The organism is Stenotrophomonas acidaminiphila, from assembly GCF_001431595.1.
Lineage (GTDB): Bacteria > Pseudomonadota > Gammaproteobacteria > Xanthomonadales > Xanthomonadaceae > Stenotrophomonas > Stenotrophomonas acidaminiphila.
In genome coordinates this window covers 13159-38056 of the sequence record NZ_LDJO01000008.1, presented here as the reverse complement: position 1 = coordinate 38056, position 24898 = coordinate 13159, and the positions used below count along the sequence as shown (strand labels likewise).

Annotated in this window: 25 protein-coding genes; 15 read left to right on the top strand and 10 right to left on the bottom strand. The window is 70.4% G+C overall.

The genetic code is table 11. From position 1 onward, the window contains the following. The first annotated feature begins 13 nt into the window (after positions 1-13). Positions 14-502 carry a cytochrome c oxidase assembly factor Coa1 family protein gene (locus ABB33_RS01895; protein WP_161809394.1) on the top strand — a complete coding sequence of 163 codons (489 nt, stop codon included), beginning with the start codon at positions 14-16 and terminating at the stop codon, positions 500-502. 38 nt (positions 503-540) lie between these two features. Further along, the gene (locus tag ABB33_RS01890) at positions 541-2331 is read left to right on the top strand and encodes a DUF885 domain-containing protein (RefSeq protein ID WP_056930940.1); all 1791 of its coding nucleotides are present in this window, start codon (positions 541-543) and stop codon (positions 2329-2331) included. A 101-nt stretch (positions 2332-2432) separates the two neighbouring features. Here the strand turns inward: ABB33_RS01890 and ABB33_RS01885 are convergent, their stop codons facing one another. Beyond that, positions 2433-2855, bottom strand: coding sequence for a hypothetical protein (locus ABB33_RS01885; protein ID WP_056930939.1), 423 nt, complete (start codon positions 2853-2855; stop codon positions 2433-2435). A gap of 131 nt (positions 2856-2986) precedes the next feature. Here ABB33_RS01885 and ABB33_RS01880 point away from each other — a divergent pair, with 131 nt between their 5' ends. The 4 genes from ABB33_RS01880 to ABB33_RS01865 all read left to right on the top strand — a co-directional run bounded on the left by ABB33_RS01880 (position 2987) and on the right by ABB33_RS01865 (position 5549). Continuing rightward, positions 2987-3235: a hypothetical protein gene (locus tag ABB33_RS01880; RefSeq protein ID WP_054668252.1), complete on the top strand. Its 249-nt coding sequence runs from the start codon at positions 2987-2989 to the stop codon at positions 3233-3235. Between the two features lie 79 nt (positions 3236-3314). Further along, complete coding sequence (locus tag ABB33_RS01875; protein ID WP_056930938.1) at positions 3315-4229, top strand: bestrophin family protein; 915 nt, start codon at positions 3315-3317, stop codon at positions 4227-4229. Between the two features lie 26 nt (positions 4230-4255). Further along, positions 4256-5245, top strand: a complete 990-nt coding sequence (gene hemB, locus ABB33_RS01870) for a porphobilinogen synthase (RefSeq protein ID WP_056930937.1) — start codon at positions 4256-4258, stop codon at positions 5243-5245. 1 nt (position 5246) lies between these two features. After that, the gene (locus ABB33_RS01865) at positions 5247-5549 is read left to right on the top strand and encodes an SHOCT domain-containing protein (protein WP_225546653.1); all 303 of its coding nucleotides are present in this window, start codon (positions 5247-5249) and stop codon (positions 5547-5549) included. Between the two features lie 178 nt (positions 5550-5727). Here ABB33_RS01865 and ABB33_RS01860 read toward each other — a convergent pair whose 3' ends face one another. After that, positions 5728-6609 carry a TolB family protein gene (locus tag ABB33_RS01860; protein ID WP_056930936.1) on the bottom strand — a complete coding sequence of 294 codons (882 nt, stop codon included), beginning with the start codon at positions 6607-6609 and terminating at the stop codon, positions 5728-5730. A gap of 53 nt (positions 6610-6662) precedes the next feature. Between ABB33_RS01860 and aroE the strand changes: the two genes are divergently transcribed. From aroE to dinG, 3 genes are all read left to right on the top strand, one after another. Continuing rightward, the gene (gene aroE / locus ABB33_RS01855) at positions 6663-7511 is read left to right on the top strand and encodes a shikimate dehydrogenase (RefSeq protein ID WP_056930935.1); all 849 of its coding nucleotides are present in this window, start codon (positions 6663-6665) and stop codon (positions 7509-7511) included. Between the two features lie 5 nt (positions 7512-7516). Then, positions 7517-7870: a hypothetical protein gene (locus ABB33_RS01850; protein ID WP_056930934.1), complete on the top strand. Its 354-nt coding sequence runs from the start codon at positions 7517-7519 to the stop codon at positions 7868-7870. Positions 7871-7943: 73 nt separating this feature from the next. Then, positions 7944-10043, top strand: coding sequence for an ATP-dependent DNA helicase DinG (gene dinG, locus ABB33_RS01845; RefSeq protein WP_056930933.1), 2100 nt, complete (start codon positions 7944-7946; stop codon positions 10041-10043). A 63-nt stretch (positions 10044-10106) separates the two neighbouring features. Here the strand turns inward: dinG and ABB33_RS01840 are convergent, their stop codons facing one another. Both ABB33_RS01840 and ABB33_RS01835 read right to left on the bottom strand, forming a co-directional pair. Continuing rightward, a complete protein-coding gene (locus tag ABB33_RS01840) occupies positions 10107-10370 on the bottom strand; it encodes a hypothetical protein (RefSeq protein WP_054668240.1) in 264 nt (87 codons plus the stop codon). A 520-nt stretch (positions 10371-10890) separates the two neighbouring features. Next, positions 10891-12270: an amino acid permease gene (locus ABB33_RS01835; protein WP_056930932.1), complete on the bottom strand. Its 1380-nt coding sequence runs from the start codon at positions 12268-12270 to the stop codon at positions 10891-10893. 246 nt (positions 12271-12516) lie between these two features. On the opposite strand from ABB33_RS01835, the gene ABB33_RS01830 reads away from it, so the two are divergent. Further along, a complete protein-coding gene (locus ABB33_RS01830) occupies positions 12517-13689 on the top strand; it encodes an acyl-CoA dehydrogenase family protein (protein ID WP_054668236.1) in 1173 nt (390 codons plus the stop codon). A 67-nt stretch (positions 13690-13756) separates the two neighbouring features. Then, on the top strand, positions 13757-14986 hold the full coding sequence (locus ABB33_RS01825; protein WP_056930931.1) for a CaiB/BaiF CoA transferase family protein: 1230 nt from the start codon (positions 13757-13759) through the stop codon (positions 14984-14986). An 18-nt stretch (positions 14987-15004) separates the two neighbouring features. On the opposite strand, the gene ABB33_RS01820 is transcribed toward ABB33_RS01825, so the two are convergent. The 3 genes from ABB33_RS01820 to ABB33_RS01810 all read right to left on the bottom strand — a co-directional run bounded on the left by ABB33_RS01820 (position 15005) and on the right by ABB33_RS01810 (position 16561). After that, positions 15005-15472, bottom strand: a complete 468-nt coding sequence (locus ABB33_RS01820; RefSeq protein WP_054668231.1) for a hypothetical protein — start codon at positions 15470-15472, stop codon at positions 15005-15007. 87 nt (positions 15473-15559) lie between these two features. Beyond that, on the bottom strand, positions 15560-16039 hold the full coding sequence (locus tag ABB33_RS01815) for a tRNA (cytidine(34)-2'-O)-methyltransferase (RefSeq protein ID WP_054668229.1): 480 nt from the start codon (positions 16037-16039) through the stop codon (positions 15560-15562). Positions 16040-16165: 126 nt separating this feature from the next. Beyond that, positions 16166-16561: a hypothetical protein gene (locus tag ABB33_RS01810; protein ID WP_056930930.1), complete on the bottom strand. Its 396-nt coding sequence runs from the start codon at positions 16559-16561 to the stop codon at positions 16166-16168. 427 nt (positions 16562-16988) lie between these two features. Between ABB33_RS01810 and ABB33_RS01805 the strand changes: the two genes are divergently transcribed. From ABB33_RS01805 to ABB33_RS01795, 3 genes are all read left to right on the top strand, one after another. Next, positions 16989-19847: a M16 family metallopeptidase gene (locus tag ABB33_RS01805; protein WP_056930929.1), complete on the top strand. Its 2859-nt coding sequence runs from the start codon at positions 16989-16991 to the stop codon at positions 19845-19847. Between the two features lie 102 nt (positions 19848-19949). Then, positions 19950-20261, top strand: a complete 312-nt coding sequence (locus tag ABB33_RS01800) for a DUF4156 domain-containing protein (protein WP_054668222.1) — start codon at positions 19950-19952, stop codon at positions 20259-20261. A gap of 217 nt (positions 20262-20478) precedes the next feature. Beyond that, positions 20479-21495, top strand: coding sequence for a 3-oxoacyl-ACP synthase III (locus ABB33_RS01795; protein ID WP_054668221.1), 1017 nt, complete (start codon positions 20479-20481; stop codon positions 21493-21495). A gap of 310 nt (positions 21496-21805) precedes the next feature. Here the strand turns inward: ABB33_RS01795 and ABB33_RS01790 are convergent, their stop codons facing one another. Both ABB33_RS01790 and ABB33_RS01785 read right to left on the bottom strand, forming a co-directional pair. Then, positions 21806-22534: a UPF0149 family protein gene (locus ABB33_RS01790; RefSeq protein ID WP_054668219.1), complete on the bottom strand. Its 729-nt coding sequence runs from the start codon at positions 22532-22534 to the stop codon at positions 21806-21808. A 149-nt stretch (positions 22535-22683) separates the two neighbouring features. Beyond that, the gene (locus tag ABB33_RS01785) at positions 22684-23274 is read right to left on the bottom strand and encodes a uracil-DNA glycosylase family protein (protein WP_225546652.1); all 591 of its coding nucleotides are present in this window, start codon (positions 23272-23274) and stop codon (positions 22684-22686) included. Positions 23275-23382: 108 nt separating this feature from the next. On the opposite strand from ABB33_RS01785, the gene ABB33_RS01780 reads away from it, so the two are divergent. Further along, positions 23383-24273 carry an alpha/beta fold hydrolase gene (locus ABB33_RS01780; protein ID WP_056930928.1) on the top strand — a complete coding sequence of 297 codons (891 nt, stop codon included), beginning with the start codon at positions 23383-23385 and terminating at the stop codon, positions 24271-24273. 165 nt (positions 24274-24438) lie between these two features. On the opposite strand, the gene ABB33_RS01775 is transcribed toward ABB33_RS01780, so the two are convergent. Beyond that, on the bottom strand, positions 24439-24870 hold the full coding sequence (locus ABB33_RS01775; RefSeq protein WP_056930927.1) for a YkgJ family cysteine cluster protein: 432 nt from the start codon (positions 24868-24870) through the stop codon (positions 24439-24441). Between the last annotated feature and the right edge of the window lie 28 nt (positions 24871-24898).

Here is a 24898-nt window from a genome sequence, read left to right as displayed (position 1 = left end):
CAGGAGGACACGGATGTCGTCACCGCCACCTCCCTTGCCGGGCGCGCGTCCGCCCGGCCTGCGGCCACCCCGCAACTGGCTGCAGCGCAACCTCAAGTGGGCGTTGCCGCTGTTCGTGCTGCTGATCGTCGGCGGCTGGTCGCTGACTTCCTGGATGGGCCTGCGGCAGATGTCCGCGCCGCTGGAAAGCAGCGAGCCCTACCGCGAGGCGCTGGCGCGCGCCGGCCGCGACCCGGAAGTGGCCGCGGCGCTCGGGCAGCCGCTGCGGGCCAAGCCGTTCCCGTTCGGCAGCATCAACCAGTTCGGCGATGGCGGCGGCGCCGACATGGTGATCCGCATCCAGGGTCCGCGCGGCAGCGGCAAGCTCGACGTGCGCGCGCGACGCAGCCAGGGGCGCTGGTCCTATCCGCGGCTGCAGGCCGAGCTGCCGGGCCGGCATGTGCCGGTGGACCTGCGCGACGAACGCGACCGCGACTGCGCGATCTTGCCGGGTTGCCGCTGACTGCGTAGGGTCACGGCTCCACCCCCGGAGCCGCGCGCATGAAACCGATCGTCCTCGCCGTCGCCCTTGCCCTGGCCGCGCCGTTGCCGCTGGCCGCGGCCACCACGCCGCCGTCCCCGGCATCCGCGCCCGCTCCGGCCTGGGTGGCGCACAGCAACGCGCTGGCGCAGATCCTGCTGCGCGCGCAGGCGCCGTTCCGGCCGGAAATGGCCAGCTTCTTCGGGGTGCCGGGTTACGACGACAAGGTCGTCGACCTGGGCCCGGACAATGCCGCGCGCTACCGCGCCGCGCTGGACGCCGCACGTGCGCAGCTGCGCGGGAAGCTCCAGCTCGAACGCGATCCCAACGTGCGCCAGGACCTGGAGATCATGATCGCCGCGGCCGGCCGCGGCATCGAGGGCAGCACGCTCGAGGAACAGCACCTGATGCCGTGGGTGGACGTGCCGCAGAGCGTGTTCGGCGGCCTCAACGGGCTGCTGTCCGACCAGGTGCCGCCGGAACGCCGGGCCAGGGCGCTGGACCGGCTCAAGGCCTACATCGGCCAGGCCCCCGGCAGCCAGCCGCTGGCTACCCTGGCGCGGCAGCGCTATGCCGAGAAGAGCGGCACCCCGGGCCTGCTGCAGCCGACCCGGATCGAGGTCGAACAGGCGCTGGCCAACGTCGACACTTACATCGACGGCATCGGCAAGCTGTTCGCAAAGTACGACATCAAGGGCGCGGACGCCGCGCTGGCCACCCTGGCCACGCAGATGAAGGAGTACATCGAATGGACGCGCCGGGACGTGCTGCCACAGGCGCGCACCGACACCCGCCTGCCGGCCGAGTTGTATGCCTTCCAGCTCAAGGACGTGGGCGTGGACATCGACCCGGCGCTGCTGGTGCAGCGCGCGCAGCTGGAGTACATGGAAACCCGCGCGATGATGCGCCAGCTGGCGCCGCTGGTGGTGCAGGCCAAGGGCCTGAAGGTGGATGATGCCAACGACTACGCTGCGGTGATCCGCGCGCTGAAGCGGGACACGATCGGCAACGACCGCCTGGAGGCGCACTACCGCGGCATCATCGACGCCATCGATCCGATCATCCGCCGCCAGCGCATCGTCGACGTGCCACAGCGCCCGCTGCAGATGCGCCTGGGCAGCGAGGCTGAAAGCGCCGCGTCGCCGGCGCCGCATTACCTGCCGCCGCCGCTGGTCGGCAACACCGGGCAGCAGGGCACCTTCGTGCTGCCGCTGGGCAACCCGGCCTCGGGCGGCAAGGCGCAGTACGACGATTTCAACTTCGGTTCGGCGGCGTGGACGCTGAGCGCGCACGAAGGCCGCCCGGGCCACGACCTGCAGTTCGCGGCGATGGTCGAGCGCGGCATCTCGCTGGCGCGCACGCTGTTCGCGTTCAACTCGGTCAACGTCGAAGGCTGGGCGCTGTACGCCGAGGCCGAGCTGGTGCCGTTCGAGCCGCTGGACGGGCAGATGATCGCGCTGCAGTTCCGCCTGCTGCGCGCCGCCCGCGCCATGCTCGACCCGATGCTCAACCTCGGCCTGACCGACCGCGAGCAGGCGCGCAAGGTGCTGGTGGAAGGCGTCGGCCTGTCCGAGGCCATGGCCACCCAGGAACTGGACCGCTACACCGTGCGGGCTCCGGGCCAGGCCTGCAGCTACTTCTACGGCTATACCCGGATCATGGAACTGCGCATGCGCACCGAGCTGGCGCTGGGCGACCGCTTCGACCGCCTGGCCTTCAACAACTTCCTGCTCGACCAGGGGCTGCTGCCGCCGGACCAGCTGGCCACCGCGGTGGACGAGGTTTTCATCCCGGCGCAGCGCCGCAGGTGACGCCGCGGGCACCGGGTGGCGCCCGTGCCGGGCGGCCCCGGCCGCGAATGAGGGCGGGGCACGGCATGCCGCCGCCCGCGCCACGAGGGACGTGGCCGGACTTACCTGGCCGCGCCCGGCGGTACCCAGATCGCCACGCCGGCGGCGCGCTTCTGCTGGGTCGGGATGCCCACGCTCAGGCCACCGCCACCATGCCGGCCGTAGCTGCCGGCGCCGACCGACATGCCCACCGGCGAGCCGCCGGCGCCCACGCCCATCAGGATCACGCCGTTGGCGCCGAGCGCCGCGGCCTCGCGCTTGAGCCGGGCAATGGCCGCATCGGTCTGGCCCTGGGTGCCGAAGCCGACCGCGCTGGAGGCTTCCAGCTGGGCGATCTCCACCGCCCCGGCCGGTGGCGTGGAATAGATCTGCACGCTGGCCGGGTCCACCGGCGCGCGCGCCTGGCCGAGCATGACCCGGGAGGTACTGGCGCAGCCGCCGGTGGCCAGGGCCAGGCCCAATGCGATGGCGAGCGGGAATTTCATGGGTTCACTCCCGGGTGGATGATGGCTGGATCATCGGTGTGCGTGCGTGAATCGGCCGCGAACCGCGTGGAACATTTGATCGCGGGGATTTCCGGGCTATCTTGCGCGCATCAACCAGTGGAGGGAACGACATGGGGCTGATCAGCCTGGTCTGGGGCATCGTGGCGCTGTTGTGGATGGTGTTGGCCTTCATCCCGCTGCTGGGCTGGGGCAACTGGTTCCTGATCCCGTTCGCCGCGGTCGGTGCGGTCATCGCCGCCATCGGCCTGCTGTTCACCCGCGAGGGCAACCGCGGCCGCGCCAAGGCCGGGCTGCTGCTCAACGTGGCGGTGATCGTGGTCGGCGTGATCCGCCTCGGCCTGGGTGGCGGTTTCGTCTGACCGGCAGGCGTAGAATTGCGGGCCCTGCCGGCACCCGGGCCCGGCGCACAGGGCCCGCCGCCGGCGCGACCTTCCACCGATGATCATTCGACCCCGCCCCCGCGGCTGGCAGCTGCTGTACATCCTGCGCGGTTCGATCGTGCCGGCCATCGCCCCGCGGGTGCTGGCGATCGGCGTACTGGCGGTGGCCGTGGCGCTGCTGGCCAAGCTGCATCATCCGTTCGCCGCCGATGGCCTGGCGGTGGCGCCGTTCACCCTGCTGGGGCTGGTGCTGTCGATCTTCCTGAGCTTCCGCAACAACGCCTGCCACGAGCGCTGGTGGGAAGGCCGCAAGCTGTGGGGCCAGCTGCTGATCGAGACCCGCAGCTTCGTGCGCCAGGGCAACGCGCTGCTGGCCGACGATGCGCCGCTGCGCCGGCGGGTGTCGCGGCTGCTGGTGGGTTTCGCCCACGCGCTGGCCGCGCGCCTGCGCGGTCGCGACGAGGCCGCCGCGGCCGCGCCGTGGCTGGCGCCGGGGCAGCAGGCGCTGCTGCAGCGGCAGAACATCCCCGACGGCCTGCTGGCGCTGGTCGCCGCCGAACTGGCGGTGCCGCTGCGCGGCGGCCGCCTCGACCCGTACCTGTACGCCTGTTTCGAACAGCGCCTGCATGCGCTGTCCTCGGTGCAGGCGGCGTGCGAGCGCATCGCCGGCACGCCGCTGCCGTTCGCCTACACCCTGCTGCTGCACCGTTGCGCGTGGCTGTTCTGCGTGCTGCTGCCGTTCGGCCTGGCCGGCGCGCTGGGCTGGGCCACGCCGGTGGTATCGATGCTGCTGGCCTACGCGTTCTTCGGCCTGGACCAGCTGGGCGAGGAGCTCGAGGAGCCGTTCGGCCTGGAACCCAACGACCTGCCGCTGGACGCCATGGTGCGCACCCTCGAGATCGACGTGCTCGACGCACTGGGCGAGCACCCGCTGCCCGAACCGCTGCAACCGCAGGGCTACCTGCTGCAATAGCCATTCCCCCCATCCGGAGTCCCGCCATGTTCCACCCCCGTTACCGCCCGCGCCGCATGCGCCACGATGCCTTCTCGCGCCGGCTGATGCGCGAGAACACGTTCACCGCCGACGACCTGATCTGGCCGGTGTTCGTGCACGAGCTGGCCGGCCGCGCGCCGGTGGCATCGATGCCGGGCGTGGAGCGCCTGTCCATCGACGAACTGCTGCGCGAGGCCGAGCAGGCGCTGGAACTGGGCGTGCCGGTGATTGACCTGTTCCCGGTGGTCGACCCGTCGTGCAAGTCGCTCGACGCCGCCGAGGCCTGGAATCCCGACGGGCTGGCGCAGCGCGCGGTGCGCGCGCTCAAGCAGCGCTTCCCCGAGCTGGGGGTGATGACCGACGTGGCCCTGGACCCGTTCACCGTGCACGGCCAGGACGGCATCATCGACGACCGCGGCTACGTGCTCAACGACGTCACCGTCGATGCCCTGGTGAAGCAGTCGCTGTCGCATGCCGAGGCCGGCGTGGACATCGTCTCGCCCTCGGACATGATGGACGGGCGCATCGGCGCGATCCGCCAGGCGCTGGACGACGCCGGCCACATCCACACCCGCATCATGGCCTATTCGGCCAAGTACGCCTCGGCCTTCTACGGCCCGTTCCGCGATGCGCTGGGCAGCGCCGGCAACCTCGGCAAGGCCGACAAGCACACCTACCAGATGGACCCGGCCAACAGCGACGAGGCGCTGCGCGAGATCGCGCTGGACCTGGACGAAGGCGCGGACATGGTGATGGTCAAGCCGGGCATGCCGTACCTGGACGTGGTGTACCGGGTGAAGCAGGAGTTCGGCGTGCCGACCTTCGCGTACCACGTCAGTGGCGAGTACGCGATGCTCAAGGCGGCCGCGGCCAATGGCTGGCTGGACGAACGCCGCTGCGTGATGGAAACCATGATCGGCTTCAAGCGCGCCGGCGCCGACGGCGTGCTGACCTATTACGCGCCGCAGATCGCGCGCTGGCTGCGGGAAGGCTGAGATGGACGCACCCGGCATGCAGCCCTGGCAATGGGCGGTGTGGGTGGTCGGCGTGACCGCGTTCGCGGTGGTGATCGGGCTGGTGATCGCCGCCGCGGTCCGCACCGCGCGGCGTCCGCCGGAACTGCCCTCGGCCGCGCAGCGGCTGCAACGGCAGTCGCCGCCGTCGCCGGAGGTCGAGGCGCAGCTGCGCGAACTGGCCGGCCTGCAGCAGGCCGGGCGGATCGGCGAAGTCGAGTACGAGCGGCGGCGCGCCGAGGTACTGGCCGGCAACCCGGCTCCCGGTAACGACCCCCAACCGTAGATGCGGGGTCCGCCCCGCATGTGGCCGTCCCGGTGAAGCCCGTGCCGGGCGAGCCCGGCACCTACGGGGCCTGCTGCCACAACCCATGCACTCCGTAGATGCGGGGCTCGCCCCGCATGGACCTTGACCGCCCTCACCGCCGCACGTCGCACGCGCGGTGCCGGGGCGTTGGCTCCCGCTAGCGGCAGTCGCCGCTGCCGTCGCTGGCCGGCGCGCGCATCCGGTACAGGTCGAAGCCACCGGCACGCGGCGCGCGCGCATGGCCGCTGACCAGCAGTTCGCCCGGGGTGCTGGCATCGACCAGCGCCGCCCGGGTATCGCCCTCGGCGCTGTTGAACGACAGCGCCAGCGGTTGCGCCGCACTCCAGCGGCCATGGCGGCAATGCGACAGCTGCAGCTGCGCGCCGCCGTTGCCGTTGCCGCGCGCGAACACCACCGCGCGCCCGCCGGCCAGCCAGGCGCCGTCGAATTCGTCGCCGGCGTGGTTGAGGCCGGTCATCGGCCGCGGTGCGGCGAAGCCGTCGCCGGTACGGTGCGCGCGCCACAGGTCCCAGCCGCCGGCCCCGCCAGCGCGGTCGCTGGCCAGCAGCAGGCTGCCGTCCTGGTCGTGCACGGCCGGCGAGCGTTCGTGGTCGGCGCCATTGATGGCCGGGCCCAGGTTCTGCACAGGGCCGAAGCCGCCGTCGTCCCGCAGCGCCGCGCGGTACAGGTCGAAGCCGCCATGGCCGCCCTTGCGGTTGGAGGCGAAGTACAGCCAGCGACCGTCGGCATCCAGGAACGGATCGACCTCGTCGGCCGCGGTGTCCAGCGGCAGCGGGCGCGGGTCGCTCCAGCGCGCGTCCTGCCAGGTGGCCTGCCACAGGTCCCAGCCGCCGGCGCCGCCGTCGCGGTTGCTGGCCCAGACCAGGCGCCGGCCATCGGCCGAGCGCGTGGCGCGCAGTTCGTCGGCACGGGTGGATACCACGCCGATGCCTTCGATGCCGAACTCCGCCAGTGCCGTCACCCGCGGTGCAAAGAGTAGACTCATGGACAGCGCGAGCAGCAGCGATCGGGTCCGCATGGAGGTTCCGCAAGCCAGGGATCGCGCCAGTCTAGGTCATGCAGAGGATCACCATGAGCGTTGCCCGCTACGCCGTCTTTGGCCACCCCATCGCCCATTCGCAGTCGCCGCGCATCCAGGCCGCCTTCGCCAAGGCGCAGGGAATCGAGATCGATTACCGCGCCGTCGACGCGACGCCGCAGGATTTCGCCGCGGCGCTGGACGCCTTCGCCGCCGATGGCGGGGTGGGCGCCAACGTCACCCTGCCGCACAAGGAAGCGGCGTTCGCGCTGTGCGCCACCACCACCTCGCGCGCGCAGCGTGCCGGCGCGGTCAACACCCTGCTGCGCAAGGGCGAGCGCTGGCATGGCGACAACACCGACGGCATCGGCCTGGTGCGCGACCTCACCGGCCGCAACGGGCTGGACCTGCGCGGCCGCCGCGTGCTGCTGCTCGGCGCCGGTGGCGCCGCGCGCGGCGTGGCCCCGGCGCTGCTCGACGCCGGCATCCTCGAACTGGTGGTGGCCAACCGCACCCCGGAGCGTGCCGACGCCCTGGTCGATGCGATGAGCGAGCCGGGCCGCGTCATCTCGGCCTATTGGGACGCGCTGCGCGAGCAGGGCGACTTCGAGCTGATCATCAACGCCACCTCCGCCGGTCGCGGCGACGGCGCGGTTTTCAACCTGCCGCTGTCGCTGGTCAACAGCCTGACCACCGCGGTGGACCTGAACTACGGCGAGGCGGCGATCCCGTTCCTGGCCTGGGCGCGCGCGGCCGGGTGCCGCAATGAGTTCGACGGGCTCGGCATGCTGGTCGAACAGGCCGCCGAGAGCTTCCAGCAGTGGCATGGCGTGCGTCCTGAAACCGACGCGGTCTACGCCGCGCTGCGCGAACGCGCCGCCACCCTGGTCACCGCGGACTGAGCGGCATGGACCAGGCGCAACTGCTGAGCTCGCTGCTGGTATCGGTCGGCTACCGCCTGCCGGTGATGATCGCGCTGGGCGTGGCGCTGGTACTGCTGTTGGGGGCGCCGAAGGCGGTGGCGCGCAGCGCCGCGCTGTGGGCGCTGGCGATCCTGATGGCGACGACGCTGTTCGGGGCGGTGCTGGCGGTGTTGCCGCTGCTGTTGATCGCGGCGGGCAACTTCGATGGCATCGCCGCGCTCAATACCGCCCTGGGCATCGGCCACTTCGCGTTGGCGCTGCTGGAAGCCGGCGGCTTCGTGCTGCTGGCCTGGGCGCTGGCCCGGGCGCTGCGCGCGAACGCCGCCGCGCCCGGCTGAACCGGCGCGGGTCGGCGTCCGCGCGCCGGTATGGGAAAATGCCGGCCATGAACGGAGCAGGCGGCAGGTCGGCGTGACGGAGAAAGTGGAAGCGCCGCGTGCGTTGACCGAGGAAGTGAAGACGGCCATCCGCGACGCCTACGCGAAGCTGCAGGCCAACACGCCCGGATTCAGCACGCGGCGCTCGCAGAGCCAGATGATCGGGGTGGTCTCGCGCGCGCTGGCCAGCGGCGGCGTGGGCGTGGTCGAGGCGCCGACCGGGGTCGGCAAGAGCCTGGGCTACCTGACCGCCGGCGTGCCCATCGCGCTGGCCTCGAAGAAGAAACTGGTGATCAGCACCGGCACGGTGGCGCTGCAGTCGCAGCTGGTCGAACGCGACATCCCCAATTTCCTCAAGGCCACCGGCCTGCAGGCCACGGTGGCGCTGGCCAAGGGCCGCACCCGCTACCTGTGCACGCGCAATGCCGCCGAAGCGCAGGGCGAGGGCGCGCAGGAGAGCATGTTCGGCGACGAAGTGCTGCTCTACGAGCGGCCGCTGGCGCCGATCGAGATGGACGTGGCCGGCAAGCTGATGCGGGCCTTCACCGAAGGCCGCTGGAACGGCGACCTGGACAATGCGCCCGAAGCGGTGACGCCGGGCCTGCGCCCGCGCATCACCACCCCGGCCTCGGGCTGCGCCGGGCGCCGCTGCGCCTATTCCACCCAGTGCCCGGTGCTGCGCGCGCGCAACGAGGTGCGCGAGGCGCAGATCGTGGTGACCAACCACGCGCTGCTGCTGTCGGCGCTGTCCATCGGCGAATCCGACAACGGCCAGCCGCTGATCGCCGCGCCCGCCGACATGCTGCTGGTGCTGGACGAAGGCCACCACATCGGCAACGTCGCCATCGACCAGGGCGCGGCAAGCCTGCCGCTGGACGACATGGCGCGGCGCACCGGGCGCCTGCAGATCATCATTGCCGGTGCATATCGCGCGGTGGACAAGGACAAGATCGGCAACCTGCTGCCGAACGAGGCCATCGACGCCGCGGCGCGCGTGGCCAAGCTGCTCAAGGCATTCGCCGACGGCATCGCGCAGGTGTGGACGCCGGCGCCGGACGAACGCGAGCCGCTGTGGCGCGCCGCCAATGGCCGCCTGCCCGAGGCATGGCGGCAGCCGATCGAGGAACTGGCCGACGAGACCCGCACCCTGCTGAACTGGGCCACGGCCGCCGCCGCGCAGGTGGCCAAGGGCAAGCCCGAGGATGCCGGCCACGAGCGCCTGCAGCGCAGCCTGGGCATGGCGCTGGAGATGATCCAGCAGCAGTACGACCTGTGGGCCGGCTGGCGCCGCGAGGACAAGGAAGGCCAGCCGCCGATGGCGCGCTGGATCACCCTGACCCGCGACGGCGAGCACGTGCTGCACTGCTCCCCGGTGTCGGCGGCGATGGTGCTGCGCAAGCTGCTGTGGGACGAGGTGGATTCGGTGGTGATGACCTCGGCCACGCTCACCGGCGGCGGCGACTTCCAGGCGCTGGCCATCGACAACGGCATCCCCGAAGAGGCGGAGATGGTGTCGCTGGCCTCGCCGTTCGACCTGCCCAACCAGGCGCAGCTGGTGGTGCCGCCGTTCCCGGTGACGCCCGACGACCGCGAGCGCCACCCGAAGGAGGTGGCGAAGTACCTGGCCGCCGAACTGGACTGGGACAAGGGCAGCATCGTGCTGTTCACTTCGCGCTGGAAGATGGAGAAGGTGGCCGAACTGATGCCGGCCACGCAGCGCAGGAAGGTGCTGGTACAGGGCGAGGGCGCCAAGCAGAAGATGATCGACGAGCACCTGCGCCGTACCGCCGCCGGCGAGGGCTCGGTGCTGTTCGGGCTCAATTCGTTCGGCGAGGGCCTGGACCTGCCGGGCGAGGCCTGCACCACGGTGGTCATCACCCAGGTGCCGTTCGCGGTGCCGACCGATCCGCAGACCTCGACGTTGAGCGAGTGGTTCGAGAGCCGCGGGCTGAATTCCTTCAACCTGATCGCGATCCCGCATGCGCTGCGCACGCTGACCCAGTTCGCCGGGCGCCTGATCCGCACCTCCACCGATACCGGCCGCGTCGTCATTCTCGATTCGCGGCTGCTCACCCGCCGATACGGCAGGCGCATCATCGACGCGCTGCCGCCGTTCAGGCGGGTGATCGGCTGACGTCGCCGGCCGCGTGCGGGCGCCGCTCCGGCGGCACCGGCGCGGCGCCGCGAACGGTGCGCCTCATTCCTCGCGCTTGTTCAGCGCCGAGGTCACCGCCGCGGCATCTTCGCGCGACAGGAACAGGTATTCCAGCTCGCAGCCGCCGAACTTGTCCTCCAGTTCCTGCATGCGCACGGGATGGCTGCCGAACCGGTAGTGCTGGCTGTCGTTGTCGGTGTCCTGCACCAGGTAGACACCGAAGGAAGGGGGATTGGTGAGGGTGCCTTCCAGCTTGACGGATGAAGGGTCGATGGCGCGCTGGATGAGGTCTTCGAGGTCGGTCATGGCGTTGCGTGGGGGCGTCGTGTCGTACTTTCGGGGGCAAGTGGAATCGTTGGCGGGGCCGGCGTCAATGCCTTTCGTGCTTCCGCTGTCCGCGCGTGCCCCGGACCAGCCTCCGATGGCCTGGTGAAGCGCTGCCGGCGGCATGGGTAGCGGCGGCCGCGGGCCACGCTTGAGGGCTGGCGCACCACCCCCCGGTGCGTTGCGTGGCCTGGCGCGGCCGGGCGTACAGGCCAATGCCCTGGCCGGTGCCGCGCGCGCTGAACGCGCGGCTACGCGCCGGGCGCGGCGTGCGCGCTGAGCGGGAGGGTCGGCCGCCCCCGCCGGGTCGCCTGTCGCGCCAGCGGGACAGGCCGTGTGCACATGCTGGCGGATCCGGCGCAGGATCGGCTCGGCGCTGCCGGCCTCGACCCGGGATCGGGCGTGGGCCTGGCGGGGCCCCGGATGCGCGGAGCCCGCCGCTACCCGTGCGCCGATACACGCCCGTCGCCAGGCCGGCCGCGGATGGCCGGCGAGGGCGTCCTCAGCCGCGCCGGAAGCGCCGCGCCATCCCGCTCACCACGGCGATGGCGGCGGTCAGCGCGGCCATCGACAGGAACTGCAGGCGGGTCTCGGGTGCGGACAGCAGCAGCGCGAAGATCAGCACCAGGATCGCCAGCGCCAGCACCGTCAGGTAGGGGAATCCGGCCATCCGGAACGGCAACGGCGTGCCCAGGCGTTCGGCGCGGCGGCGCAGTACCAGCTGCGAGACCAGGGTGATGGTCCACACCAGCAGGCAGGTCGAGCCGACCACGTTCAGCAGCACCGGCAGCACACGGTCCGGATACAGCAGTTCCAGCACGGTGGCGGCGAAGCCGAACAGCACGCTGGCCAGCACCGCCAGCACCGGTACCTGGCGGCTGCTGATCCGCGCCAGCCCGCGTGGCGCTTCGCCGCGCGCGGCCAGCGAGTGGATCATGCGCGAGGCGCCGTAGAGATTGGCGTTGAGCGCCGACAGCAGGGCGATCACCGCGATCAGGGTGATGGCGGTGGCCGCGCCGGGGATGTTGGCGACCTGCAGCACCGCCGCGAACGGCGATTTCAGCGATTCGCTGGTCCACGGCACCACCGCGATGATCACCCCGATCGAGCCGATGTAGAACACCAGGATGCGCCAGGCCACGGTGCGGATCGCGCGTGCCAGGCTGCGTTCGGGGTCCTGGGTCTCGGCCGCGGCCACCGCCACGATCTCGGTGCCGCCGAAGGCGAACACCACCACCAGCAGCGCCGCGCCGACGCCGGCCAGGCCATTGGGCGCGAAGCCGCCATGCTCGAACAGGTTGGACAGGCCCGGCGAGGGCACGCCCGGCAGCAGCCCGCACAGCAGCGCGATGCCGACGGCGATGAAGGCGATGATCGCCGCGACCTTGAGGATGGCGAACCAGAACTCGAACTCGCCGTAGTTGCGAACCCCCATCAGGTTGATGACGGTGAACACCACCATGAACGCCAGCGAGGTCAGCGGCACCGACAGCTGTGGCCACAGCGTCGCCAGCAGGCCGGCCGCGCCGACCGACTCGGCCGCGATCACGATCACCAGCTGCACCCACCACAGCCAGCCGATGGTGGCGCCGGCGGTGGCGCCCAGCGCATCGGCGGCGTAGACCGAGAACGCGCCGCTGGCCGGGCGTGCGGCGGCCATCTCGCCCATGGCATGCATCATGATGATCACCAGGGTGCCGGCGACCAGGTAGGACAGCAGTACCGCCGGGCCGGCGGCGTGGATGCCCACGCCCGAGCCCAGGAACAGGCCGGCGCCGATCGCGCTGCCCAGGCCCATCATGATCAGCTGGCGCGGTTTGAGCGCGCGTTCCAGTTTCTGCGACGGCGGAGCCGGGGCGGCGACGGACGGGTTGGCGGGCATCGGCGGGCTTCGGAGGGCGGAAAGGGCGACACCATACCGCGTCGGCCGCGTCCCGTGCCTGTTCCGTTGGTTGGGCCTGCCGCCCCCGGCTGCGGGGGGGCGCGACCGCCGGTCAGGGGGCCTCTGGGGCAAGGGTCGGGCCCGCTGCCGGCCTGTCAAGGTGCGGCCGCAGCAACTTTCCCGGCGCGGATGCACTACCTTATTCATCCACCCTCCCGGCCGTGATGGCAGCTTTCCGAGACAGCAATGACTTTGAAGACCCTCAACCCCTTCGACCTGTTCGATGTGCGTTCGCTGCTGAGCGAGGAAGAGCGCGCCGTGCAGGACTCCGTTGCCCGCTTCACCGACGAACGCGTACTGCCGATCATCGGCGACTGTTTCGACCAGGGCCGCTTCCCCGACGAGCTGATCCCCGAGATCGCCGACATGGGTCTGCTGGGCAGCACCCTGCCGGAGCAGTACGGCGGTGCCGGCCTCAATGGCGTCAGCTACGGCCTGATCTGCCAGGAACTGGAGCGCGGCGATTCGGGCCTGCGCAGCTTCGTCTCGGTGCAGAGCTCGCTGTGCATGTACCCGATCTATGCCTACGGCTCGGAAGAGCAGCGCATGCGCTGGCTGCCGGACATGGCGCGCGGCAAGGTCATCGGCTGCTTCGGCCTGACCGAGGCGCACGGCGGCTCGGACCCGGCCAGCATGAAGACCCGCGCGGTCAAGGACGGCGGTGACTGGGTCATCAACGGCTCCAAGATGTGGATCACCAACGGCTCGGTGGCCGACATCGCCATCGTCTGGGCCAACACCGACGAGGGCGTGCAGGGCTTCGTGATCGAGAAGGGCACCCCGGGCTTCACCGCGCAGGAGATCAAGCACAAGATGAGCCTGCGCGCCTCGGTGACCGGCGCGCTGTTCTTCGACAACGTGCGCGTGCCCGACGCCAACCGGCTGCCCAACGTCAAGGGGCTGAAGGGTCCGCTGGGCTGCCTGACCCAGGCCCGCTACGGCATCACCTGGGGCCCGATCGGCGCGGCCATCGCCTGCCTGGACGAAGTGCTGGCCTACACCAAGGAGCGCATCCTGTTCGGTCGCCCGGTCGCGGCGACCCAGAGCGCGCAGATCAAGATGGCCGACATGGCCCGCCGCATCACCGCCGGCCAGCTGCTGGTGCTGCAGCTGGGTCGCCTGAAGGACGCCGGGGAAATGCAGCCGCAGCAGGTGTCGCTGGCCAAGTGGAACAATTGCCGCCTGGCCATCGACATCGCCCGCGAATGCCGCGACCTGCTGGGGGGTGCCGGCATCACCACCGAGCACTCCGCCATCCGCCACGCGCTGAACCTGGAGTCGGTGATCACCTATGAAGGCACCGAGACCGTGCACCAGCTGGTGGTCGGCCGCGAACTGACCGGCATCAACGCGTTCTGAGTGCGATCGACATGAGCGCGGGACGCCCCGGAAGCCGCGCTTCCGGGGCGCAAGGGGGAACACCACGATGAACCTGCTCGACGGCGTGCGCGTACTTGACCTGTCGCGCATCCTGGCCGGGCCGTGGGCCACCCAGGTGCTGGCCGATTTCGGCGCCGACGTGATCAAGGTAGAGCGTCCGGGGGCGGGCGACGACACCCGCGGCTGGGGGCCGCCGTTCCTCAAGGACGCCGACGGCACCGACACTGCCGAGTCGGCGTACTACCTGTGCGCCAACCGCGGCAAGCGCTCGGTCGCCATCGACTTCACCCTGCCGCAAGGGCAGGCGCTGATCCGCGCGCTGGCCGCGCACTGCCAGGTGCTGGTGGAAAACTACAAGGTCGGCGGGCTGGCGAAGTACGGGCTGGATTACCCCAGCCTGCGTGCGCTCAACCCGGCGCTGGTGTACTGCTCGATCACCGGTTACGGCCAGGATGGACCCTACGCGCGGCGCGCCGGCTACGACGCCGCCATCCAGGCCATCGGCGGGTTGATGAGCGTGACCGGCGAACCCGACGGCGCGCCCGGTGGTGGCCCGCAGAAAGTGGGCGTTGCGGCGACCGACCTGATGACCGGCATGTACGCGGCCACCGCGATCCTGGCGGCGCTGCGCCATGCCGAACGCACCGGCCAGGGCCAGCAGATCGACCTGGCCCTGCTGGACACGCAGGTGGCCTGGCTGGCCAACCAGGCCTCCAACTGGCTGGTCGGCGGCCAGGTGCCGGGCCGCCAGGGCACCGCGCATCCGAACATCGTGCCCTACCAGGTGATGCCCGCGGCCGATGGCCATTTCATGCTGGCGGTCGGCAACGACGCGCAGTTCGCGCGCCTGTGCGAGGTGATCGACGAGCCGTGGCTGGCGGCCGATGCCCGCTATGCGACCAACAATTGCCGGGTGGCGCACCGTGCCGAACTGGTGTCGCTGCTGCAGCAGCGGCTGCGCACGCGCACGGTCGCCGAATGGCTGCAGCGGCTGGAACGGGCGCTGGTACCGGCCAGCCCGGTCAACCGCATCGACCAGGTGTTCGACGATCCGCAGGTGCGCGCGCGCGGATTGCGCATCGACCTGCCGCACGCCAGCGGCGATACGGTGCCGGCGGTACGCAATCCACTGCGGTTCTCGGCCACGCCGCTGCAGTACCGGCACGCCGCGCCGTTGCTGGGTCAGCACACCGCGCAGGTGCTGGAACAGGTGCTGTCGCTGGATGCCGACCGCCTGCGGGAGTTGCAGGCGGCGGGCGTGGTCGGCGGCGCGTGAGCCCGCCGCCCCGCAGGATCAGGGAATTATTTCCGGCCGGCTGATGCCGGTCTTGCGCATCGTATCCATGCTGCGCTCGCGTGCCGCGGCGCGTTCGGCGACCGTCATGCAGATGGTCTGCGGGCGATTGGTGCCAACGAGGGTTTCCCTCCGGCACACCAGGCGGCTGTCGGCCCTGGCCTTGGCAAGCAGGGTGTTGATCAGTTCCTGGTCGTTGACCACGTCCACCTGCGCAGCCGGATGCAGGCCGGACAGGACGCCCTCGCTGCCCAGCTTTTCCTGGATCCGCGACAGCGCATTCACCACCTGCGCGTGGTCGGCCGGTTTCAATTCGCTGTAGGTCTTGTGCCCGGCCAGTTCGGCCTGGATGCGCTCGATCTGCGGAGCAGTCGGCCGGGTGGTGTCGATGACCGGGGTGGTCGAGGCGTGGAGTTGGCCGATGGCCATGAAACCGATCAGCCCGGCGGCGATTGCGATGCGCTGCATTGTCCTTCCATTGATTGGCGCATGGGTATGCGGAACCCTCAAGCATACCGGGCCGGCGCAGCCGCTTTGCATGTCCTGGTCGCCTTTTTACTGGCCGCCGACAAAGCCATGCTGGCGCCAGGCTTCGAACACCACCACGGCGACCGAGTTGGACAGATTGAGGCTGCGGTTGTCCGGCTGCATCGGCAGGCGCAGGCGATGGCCGGCGGGCAGGGCGTCGAGCAGTTCCTGCGGCAGGCCGCGCGTTTCCGGGCCGAACAGGAAGGCGTCGCCGTCGGCAAAGCGCACGCTGTCGTAGCGCACGCTGGCGCGGGTGCTCATGGCGAACAGGCGGCTGGGCGCGATGCGCGCCAGCGCGGTGTCCAGGTCCGGATGGACCTGCATGCGCGCGTATTCGTGATAGTCCAGGCCGGCCCGCTTGAGCTGCCTGTCGCTGAGGTCGAAGCCGAGCGGTTCGATCAGGTGGAGCCGGGCGCCGGTGTTGGCGCAGAGCCGGATCACGTTGCCGGTGTTGGGCGGGATCTCGGGCTGGTACAGCAGTACATGGAAAACGGGAGGCGCGGTCATCGGCGCAGTTTACGCCGTGGGTGTCCGGCTAGGACCTGCCCGCGCCGCTGCAGCCTGCTGCGGGCGAAGGGATGGCACGTGCCCGGCATGGCTGCGGCACGGACAGGTCCGGATGGTTGCGACGACTCACTTGGCGACCATCCCGTTGGCGACCTGGCCCAGGGTATCGGTGGCCAGCTCGGTGGCCAGCGCCTTGACCTGCTGGGCATCGGGACGAACGGTGATGGCCGGCAGCGAGACCATCCACTGGCCGATGCTGGCGCCGATGGCCACCGGCGTATGGGTGGCCAGCTGGGCGGCGGCCTGCTCGGCAGCGAGTTCGACGATCTGGCCGGCGGTCGGGCGCACCTGGACCGACGACAGGGTCGGGATGGTGCTGGAGCGCTCGCGTTCGGCCTGGACCAGCTGGTCCGCGGACGGACGCACCTGCACGGTTTCCAGAGTGACGATGTTGGACGCATGCGCGGAGGCGGAGAAGCCGGCGACGAGGGCGATGGCGATGGCGAAGGACTTGGTGTTCATGGCGGGCCTGTTTGGTGTGTGTGAGCGGTGGTGTGGTAGTAAGGTAGTACACCAAATCTCAGGATGCAAGGGATTCTTTGCATTTCTTTGATTTGTTCAGCATCCAGTCATGTTTCGTTGGATCCTGGTCTGCTGCGGGTATCCAGGAAGCAGAATGCGTGCCAAATCCATTGCATTGATTTAAAAGGATATTTTTGATTCTTGAGTGTCCGCTGTCCGGACGCTGCGGCCTGTGGCCGCCGTCCGCGGACATCCATGCACTGGTGGACGCAGGGCGGTTCACCGCCCGCCAGGTAGCGCGGTGGTGTGCAGGTCACCCGTCAACGGACCGCACGCGTGCCCTGCCACCCATGACCCATGGCGTATGCGGCTGGCCGGCACGCCCGGTTAGGATCGGTTTTCACATTCATTGCTCAAGGAAAGTGGGATGAACGCAGCAACTCCCCGGACCGCCCTTCTCGCCACCGCGCTGGGCCTCGCCCTGGGCGGGTTCGCCGGCATGCCACTGCCTGCCGCTGCCAAGGCCCCGGCCGCGGCCACCTCGGTGGACATTCCGTTCGAGGAATTCACCCTGCCCAACGGCCTGCGCGTGGTGGTGCACACCGACCGCAAGGCGCCGATCGTGGCGGTCAACATCTGGTACCACGTCGGTGCCAAGGACGAGCCGTCCGGGCGCACCGGCTTCGCCCACCTGTTCGAGCACCTAATGTTCCAGGGCAGCGAGAACCACAGCGGCGAGTTCTTCGAGCCGTTCAAGCAGGTCGGCGCCACCGACCAGAACGGCACTACCAACACCGACCGCACCAATTACTTCCAGAACGTGCCCACCACCGCGCTGGACATGGCGCTGTGGATGGAATCGGACCGCATGGGCCACCTGCTCGGTGCGATCGACCAGGCCGCGCTCGACGAACAGCGCGGCGTGGTGCAGAACGAGAAGCGCCAGGGCGAGAACCAGCCCTATGGCCAGGTGTGGGACAAGCTGACCCGCGCGCTGTACCCGGCCGGGCATCCGTATCACCACGGCGTGATCGGCTCGATGAACGACCTCAACGCCGCCTCGCTGGAAGACGTCAAGACCTGGTTCCGCACCTGGTACGGCCCGAACAACGCGGTGCTGGTGCTGGCCGGCGACATCGACGTGGCCACCGCCAAGGAAAAGGTCGCCCGCTACTTCGGCGACATCCCGGCCGGCCCGACCATGGCCCAGCCGAAGGTGGACGTCGCCCAGCGCGCCGCCTCCACCCGCGAGGTGATGACCGACAAGGTGCCGCAGGCGCGCATCTACCGTGCCTGGAACGTGGCCCAGGTCGGCACCACCGACATCGACCAGCTGCAGTTGTTCGCGCAGGTGCTGGGCGGTGCCAAGTCCTCGCGCCTGGACCAGCGGCTGCTGCACCAGGACAAGCTGGTGGACAACATCGGCACCATGGTCGGCCCGTCGCAGCTGGGTTCCAACTTCATCATCATGGCCACGGTCAAGCAGGGCGTGGACCCTGCCAAGGTCGAGGCGGTCATCGATGAAGAGCTGAAGCGGCTGGTGGCCGAAGGCCCCAGCGCGGAGGAGCTGGCACGCGCCAAGACCGCGTTCCGCGCCGGCTTCATCCGCGGCATCGAGCGCATCGGTGGCTTCGGCGGCAAGGCCGATGCGCTGGCCGAATGCGCCGTGTACGAGGGCGACCCGGGCTGCTTCCGCACCTCGCTGTCCAACATCCGCGACGCCAGCGTCGCCGACGTCAAGGCGGTCGGCGCCAAGTGGCTGGGCGTGGGCGACCACACCCTGGTGGTGGAGCCGGGCGAGCGCGTGGCGCTGGCCGAGCTGCCGTCCGGCAAGCCCGCGCCGTTCAACGTGCCGGCGGTCGACGCCAGGTACCGTGTGCTGCCCTCGCAGGTGGACCGCAGCGCCGGCGTGCCGCAGACCGCGACCTTCCCGGAGCTGAAGTTCCCGCAGCTGCAGCGCGCCACGCTGAAGAACGGCACGCGGGTGGTGCTGGCCGAGCGCCATGACATCCCGGTGGTGCAGTTCAGCTACGAGTTCCAGGGCGGCTTCACCGCCGACCAGGGCCGCAAGCCGGGTACCGCCAACTTCACCATGGGCATGCTCGACGAGGGCGCAGGCAAGCTCGGCTCGCTGGCCTTCGCCGATGCCGCCGACGCGCTGGGCGCACGCATCGCCGCCGGCGCCTCGCTCGACGGCGCCAATGTCTACCTGTCGGCGCTGAAGGAGAACCTGGCGCCGTCGCTGGCGCTGTATGCCGACGCACTGCGCGCGCCGCGCTTCGACCAGGGCGAGATCGACCGCATCAAGGCCACCTGGATCGCGGGCATCAAGCAGGAGAAGGTCAACCCGAACGCGGTGGCGATGCGCGTGCTGCCGCCGCTGCTGTACGGCAAGGGCCACCCGTACGCCATCCCGTTCACCGGCAGCGGCGACGAGGCGGCGATCCAGGCGCTGGGCCGCGACGACCTGCTGTCCTTCCACAAGGACTGGGTGCGCCCGGAGAACGCGACCCTGATCGTGGTCGGCGACACCACGCTGAAGGAGATCGTGCCGCTGCTGGACCGCCAGCTCGGCGACTGGAAGGGCGAGGGCGCGGCACCCGCGGTGGGCGCACCGTCGGCGGTCGCGCGCCCGGACAAGGCCCGCGTGTACCTGATCGACCAGCCCGGCGCGGTGCAGGCCAACCTGTTCGCCGGCCAGGTCGTGCCTTCCACCATGGACGCGGGGGCGACCCGCTTCGACATCGCCAATGGCGTGCTGGGCGGTGACTTCACCTCGCGCCTGAACATGAACCTGCGCGAGGACAAGCACTGGTCCTACGGTGCCCGTTCCAGCGCCAGCGGTGCGCTGGGGCAGCGGCCGTGGATGGCGGTGGCGCCGGTGCAGATCGACAAGACCAGCGACGCGATGAAGGAAATGCAGGCAGAGATCAGCCAGTTCGCCAGTGGCCAGCGGCCGCCGACGACGGACGAAGTCACCCGCATCCGCAACATCCAGACGCTGAGCCTGCCGGGCGCCTACGAGACCGCCTCGGCGGTGATGAACACCATCGGCGGCATCGTGCGCTACCAGCGCCCGGACGACTACGTGTTCAAGCGCAAGGCCGAGATCGAGGCGATGACCCCGGCCCAGGTGGCCGAAGCGGCCAGGACGCTGGACCCGGCAAGGCTGACCTGGGTGGTGGTGGGCGACCTCAAGCAGACCGAGGCGCCGGTGCGTGCGCTGGGCCTGGGCGAAGTGGTCGTGGTCGACAGCGACGGCAACCCGGTGCCGGCCGCCAAGTGATGTAGTACCGTCGCGGCCCGCTCCCCCGGGAGCGGGCCGCGGATCATCACCGATTCATCCACACCCGGCACAATCCGTTCCGATTCCAACAAGGACCTGTCCATGCGCGCTCTGATCCTTACCGCCCTGATTGCCAGCACGGCCGCCTGCACCTGGGTGCCGATCGAGAGCGGTGGCAAGGCGGTGCGCGTGCTGCCGGCCGGCCCGGTGGCGCCGGGCTGCGTGGCCAAGGGCGAGATCGTGGTCTCGGTCAAGAGCAAGGTCGGTTTCTACAACCGCAATCCGCTGCGGGTGCAGGAAGAACTGGAAACCCTGGCGCGCAACGAAGCGCCCAGTGCCGGCGCCAATGCCATCCAGGCCCTGGCCGCGCCGGCCGATGGCAGCCAGCGCTACAGCGCCTGGCAGTGCCGCTGACGCGCCGCGCGCGGAGCTGTGACGCCGGCGCCCGGGCGGGTGGGGTAACGCCGACACGCGGGCGCTGCCCACCGTAAAACGTGCCTGGCGCGGGGCATCCGGCCGCTGGCCTGCACACCCGGTCCCCATACGCAGCGGCCGCAAACCGTTAAAGATGCGTCAAACACGGGCAGCCGCTAGAATGGCGCCCCCTTCGCCTGAGTCCTGGCGCCTTCCGATGCCCTTCCAGAATGTCTCCATCGCGGGACTGGCGCATGTCGACGCGCCGCATACCCTGACCTCCAAGGAAATCAACGAGCGTCTGCAGCCGACGCTGGACCGTCTGGGCATCCGTGCGGACATGCTGGGCGATGTCGCCGGCATCCATGCGCGCCGCCTGTGGGACCCGGGTACGCAGGCGTCCGACGCGGCCACCATGGCCGGGCGCAAGGCGCTCGAGGACGCGGGCGTGTCGCCCGACCGCATCGGCCTGCTGGTCAACACCTCGGTCAGCCGCGATTACCTGGAGCCGTCCACCGCCTCCATCGTCTCGGGCAACCTGGGCATCGGCGAGGACTGCGTCACCTTCGACATCGCCAACGCCTGCCTGGCCTTCATCAACGGCATGGACGTGGCCGCGCGCATGATCGAGCGCGGCGACATCGACTATGCGCTGATCGTCGACGGCGAAAGCTCCAACCTGGTCTATGAAAAGACCCTGGAGCGGATGAGCGCGCCGGACGTCACCGCGCAGCAGCTGCGCGACGAGTTCGCCGCGCTGACCACCGGTTCGGGCGCCGCCGCCATGGTCCTGGCCCGCGCCGAGCTGGTGCCCGACGCGCCGCGCTACAAGGGCGGCGTGACCCGCGCGGCCAACCAGTGGAACAAGCTGTGCGTGGGCAACCTGGACCGCATGGTCACCGATACCCGCCTGCTGCTGATCGAAGGCATCAAGCTGGCCTCCAAGACCTTCGAGGCCACCCGCCAGGCGCTGGGCTGGGCGGTGGACGAGATCGACCAGTTCGTCATCCACCAGGTCAGCCAGCCGCATACCAACGCCTTCATCAAGGCGTTCGGCATCGACCCGAAGAAGGTGATGACCATCTTCGGCGAGCACGGCAACGTCGGCCCGGCGTCGGTGCCGATCGTGCTGAGCAAGCTGCGCCAGCTGGGCAAGCTCAAGAAGGGCGACCGCGTGGCGCTGATGGGCATCGGCTCGGGCCTGAACTGCACCATGGCCGAGGTGGTCTGGTAAGCCAGCGGCTGCGCTGCCGCAATGGCCCGCCCGACCGGTACGGGCGTGAGCCCCTGAAACGCCCGCAAGCCGCACTTGCGGGTGTTTTGCGTGACAGCCCCGCCTCGCACGCCGCTGCCGATCAGGTGCCTGGCGGGGGCGGGGCTTGCCCCGCACGGTTTCTAGCGGGGCGGGAGCGCGTGGCGCGATCCCGGGACCTGTGTCCGGTCGCAGAGGCCGGGGGTGCATCCCCGGCCCGGTGTCCCGGGTTCGGGCTGGCCGTGGCTCCGTTGCCCGGCATCGCCGGGCTGGGCAGGCTTGCCCGGCCGGCTCAGTTCAGCCCGCAGCATTTCTTGTATTTCTTCCCGCTGCCGCAGGGGCAGTCGTCGTTGCGGCCGGGTTCGGCGTCGCGGCGGATCGGCACGCGCGGGGTCAGGGCATCCACGCGGTGGTGGTTGAGGTCGGCCAGCATCGCCGGCAGCTCCATGCAGATATCCAGGCGTTCGCGATAGCTGACCTTGGCCGGCGGAGCCTCGGGGTTCTCCGGATCGATCCGTTCGCCGCTGGCCAGCTGGTCGAGCAGGTCGAAGATCTCCTCGATCCATGCGTGTTCGTCCAGCCACGTGTCCCACTCCGCTTCATGCAGCATGACCGCGGTGAAGAAGCCCATCGCCCAGTCCCGGCCGACATCGAGCTCGGACTCGTCCAGGGCTTCCTCGGCCTGCTCCGGGTCTTCAGGCAGCCACATCAGCGGGGCGAGGTGGTCGGGCAGGTCTTCGCCTTCGAACCGCGCACGCGCGGCGCACATGTTCCAGTGGCCCATCAGCAGGTTCTGGACCTGGAGGGCTTCGTCCTCGTCATTCCAGCGCGGCGGCTGGCCGCCCCAGACCTGCGGCTGCCATTGGCCGGGCGGCGCAGGTACCGGCGCAACCACCAGCGCCGAGAGGAAGCCGTCCAGCGCTTCGAGGTTGAGGCCCTTGAACGGCACCGCGCGCTGCTCAAGCAGGCTGGACAGCCGTTCGATCTGGTTGTCGTCGAGGAAGGAGGGAGGCGTGGACATGGCGGCCGCTGGGTGGGGTGGGCGTGCATGGTAGTCGCTGCGGGGCCGGATCCCGCATCCGGGCGCGGGCAACGGACCGGACGGCCGCGACGTTCGGCTTCTGCATCGTCCGGTGCTGGCCAGCCCGGGAGTCGCGGCGTGCCGCCGGCTCAGCCGGCCAGCGCGTCCGCCACCCGCGCACGCAGTACCGGCAGCAGGTCGCGCTCGAACCACGGGTTGCGGGCGAGCCACAGCCGGTTGCGCGGGCTGGGGTGGGGCAGCGGCAGCACGCCACGCTGCAGGTGCTGCCGCCACGCCTGCACGGTTTCGGTGAGCGTGCGCCCGCGCTGTTCGCCGAGCAGGCCGGCCTGCGCGTACTGGCCGATCGCCAGCGTCAGCCGCAGCCGTTCCAGTCGTGGCAGCAGCCGTGGATGCCAGGTGGGGGCGCATTCCGGGCGCGGCGGCAGGTCACCGTTGCGGCCGGTGCCCGGGAAGCAGAAGCCCATCGGCACGATGGCGACCCGGGCGGCGTCATGGAACACCGCACTGTCGATCCCCAGCCAGCCGCGCAGGCGTTCGCCGCTGGGGTCGTCGAAGGGGATGCCGGTCTCGTGCACCCGGCGCCCGGGCGCCTGGCTGACGATCAGCAGGCGCGCGCGCGGCGATGCCTGCAGCACCGGGCGGCAACCCAGCGGAAGCCGGCTCTCGCACAGGCGGCAGGCGCGGATGCGCGCCATCAGGGCATCGAAGGGTGCGTTCACGGTTGCTCGGTCTTCGGCCGCCCCATTGTGCCGCCATCGGCCGCAGGAGGGCCGGCCGGCGCATTGGCCTACAATGCGCGCCCTGTCCGCGATTGCGTGAAGCCGCCGATGCAGTTCCCCGGTTACCCCGCCACCCGCCACCGTTTCGATGTCCGCCCCGGCCTGTCGATGAACTACATCGACGAAGGCCCGCGCGACGGCGAGGTGGTCGTCATGCTGCACGGCAACCCGTCGTGGAGCTACCTGTGGCGGCACCTGGTCGACGGCCTGAGCGACAGCTACCGCTGCATCGTGCCCGACCATATCGGCATGGGCCTGTCCGACAAGCCGGACGACAGCCGCTACGACTACACTCTGCAGTCGCGGGTGGACGACCTCACCGCGCTGCTCGAGCACCTCGGCATCAGCGGCCCGGTGACGCTGGCCGTGCACGACTGGGGCGGCATGATCGGCTTCGGCTGGGCGCTGGCGCACCATGCCCAGGTCAAGCGGCTGGTCATCACCAACACCGCGGCCTTCCCGCTGCCTGCCGAGAAGCCGATGCCGTGGCAGATCGCCATGGGCCGGCACTGGAAGCCGGGCGAGTGGTTCATCCGCACCTTCAACGCGTTCTCGGCCGGTGCCTCGTGGCTGGGCGTGAGCCGGCGCATGCCGGCCGCGGTGCGCCGCGCCTACGTGGCGCCGTACGACAGCTGGGACAACCGCATCGCCACCATCCGCTTCATGCAGGACATCCCGCTGTCGCCGGCCGACAAGGCCTGGCCGCTGCTGGAACGCGCCGCCGCGGCGCTGCCGTCCTTCGCCGACCGGCCCGCGTTCATCGCCTGGGGCCTGCGCGACATCTGCTTCGACCATCATTTCCTCGCCGGCTTCCGCAAGGCGTTGCCGCAGGCCGAGGTGATGGCCTTCGAGGACGCCAACCACTACGTGCTCGAAGACAAGCACGAAGTCATCGTGCCGGCGGTGCGGGCCTTCCTGGAGCGCAACCCGATCCGCTGATGCCGGGCCGAACGCGCGGGGACACGGCCATGGCCTGGCTCCGGTGAGACGTCCCCCTTGCGTCAAAGGGGCGCGCGCGGACAGGCACGGGCGACGTGCGCAGCGATGCGCCGGGTGCCCGCGATCTGCGCGGCAAACCGTGGGGCGGCATGGCGCGGACCGCGCTTACGCCGCCACAGGCGTGTTCGGTGGCGAGGACGGGCTGTTGCCGCTGTCGTCCGGATGGTCGTCGTCGTTGTCGGCGCCATCGCGCCAGCGCCAGTTGGCCAGCGTCAGCGGCGCCATGCCATGGGCGATGCGCGCGCGGTCGCACTGCGAACTGGCCTTGCCGTACTCCCACGACGCGTCGACCTCGCGGCACACGCTGGGCCGGTTGGGATGGATGCTGCAGCGCGAATACACGCCGATCTCCGAATCCAGCGCCACGCAGCGGATCGGGTCCGAATAGGTGCCGCGCATGCACAGGCGGTGCGCATCCAGGCGTTCGGTCAGTTGGTGCGGCACGCCACCGTCGGTGACCTCGTCCGATTCCATCCAGTGGAAGGCGACGCGGTACTGGGTGCAGCAGGCGCCGCAGGTGAGGCAGGGATGGAGCATGGCGGCCGGCCTTCGGGCGGCGGTGCGG